1 pseudogene is annotated in these 1,407 nt (G+C 65.7%); it reads right to left on the bottom strand.

Annotated elements, in window-relative coordinates:
- Positions 1-1,216 precede the first annotated feature (1,216 nt).
- Positions 1,217-1,407: pseudogene (locus GHC57_RS19700) on the bottom strand (IS110-like element ISEc32 family transposase); the annotation flags it as partial.

The raw sequence follows: 1,407 nt of genomic DNA, 5'->3' as shown, positions 1-1,407 counted from the left end.
GGCAAAAGAACCACCAAGACACGGAGACACCAAGGCGTCGGCGCTCATCCGCTCGGACAACAGGTGCCCGCGCCCGGTTTGGGACACACGCCCCGACTGGGTGAAAGACCGGCACGGCCGGGTGACACCCCCTTGGTGCCTTGGTGTCTTGGTGGTCACCCTCCGCCGACCGCGCGCAAAAGAACCACCAAGACACGGAGACACCAAGGCGTCGGCGCTCATCCGCTCGGACAACAGGTGCCCGCGCCCGGATTGGGACACACGCTCCGACTGGGTGAAAGACCGGCACGGCCGGGTGACGCCCCCTTGGTGCCTTGGTGTCTTGGTGGTCACCCTCTGCCGCCCTGCCGGCAAAAGAACCACCAAGACACGGAGACACCAAGGCGTCGGCGCTCATCCGCTCGGACAACAGGTGCCCGCGCCCGGTTTGGGACACACGCCCCGACTGGGTGAAAGACCGGCACGGCCGGGTGACACCCCCTTGGTGCCTTGGTGTCTTGGTGGTCACCCTCCGCCGACCGCGCGCAAAAGAACCACCAAGACACGGAGACACCAAGGCGTCGGCGCTCATCCGCTCGGACAACAGGTGCCCGCGCCCGGATTGGGACACACGCTCCGACTGGGTGAAAGACCGGCACGGCCGGGTGATGCGCGCTTTGTGTCCTTCGTGTCTCTGTGGTGATCCCGCCGCCCTGCCGGCAAGAGAACCACCAAGACACGGAGACACCAAGGCGTCGGCGCTCATCCGCTCGGACATCAGGAGCCCGTGCCCGGTTTGGGACACACGCCCCGACCGGGTGCAAGACCGGCACGGCCGGGTGATGCGCGCTTTGTGTCCTTTGTGTCTCTGTGGTGATCCCGCCGCCCTGCCGGCAAGAGAACCACCAAGACACGGAGACACCAAGGCGTCCGCGCTCATCCGCTCGGACATCAGGAGCCCGTGCCCGTTTTGGGACACACGCCCCGACAGGGTGAAAGACCGGCACGGCCGGGTGATGCGCGCTTTGTGTCCTTCGTGTCTCTGTGGTGATCCCGCCGCCCTGCCGGCAAAAGAACCACCAAGACACGGAGACACCAAAGCGTCGGCTCGTGCCCGCCCGACCCCGGACCCGGTCACGACCGGGCCAGCAGCGCCTCCACATCGGCGCGGCGCGGGATGGGACCGACGGCACCCAGGCCGGTGGATGACTCACGTTTGATCGAGTGTGTCATCAACTCAGTTTGTGGCGGGTTCGGGCTGAGGCCGGAGGACCGCGTTTGCGATGGTGACGAGCTTTCTGGCAACGGCGAGGAGTGCGCCTTTTGGTGTCTTTTTGTTTCCGATAAGCCGTTCGTAGAAGGCCTTGAGGTCGGGGTTGTATCGCACGGCGGAGAGCGCGGCCATGAAGAGCTTGGATCGCAAGGCGC

It is taken from the genome of Roseospira navarrensis, from assembly GCF_009601025.1.
Classification (GTDB): Bacteria; Pseudomonadota; Alphaproteobacteria; order Rhodospirillales; family Rhodospirillaceae; genus Rhodospira; species Rhodospira navarrensis.
Note: the sequence above shows the minus strand (reverse complement) of the source record. Positions and strands in the feature narration are given on the sequence as shown.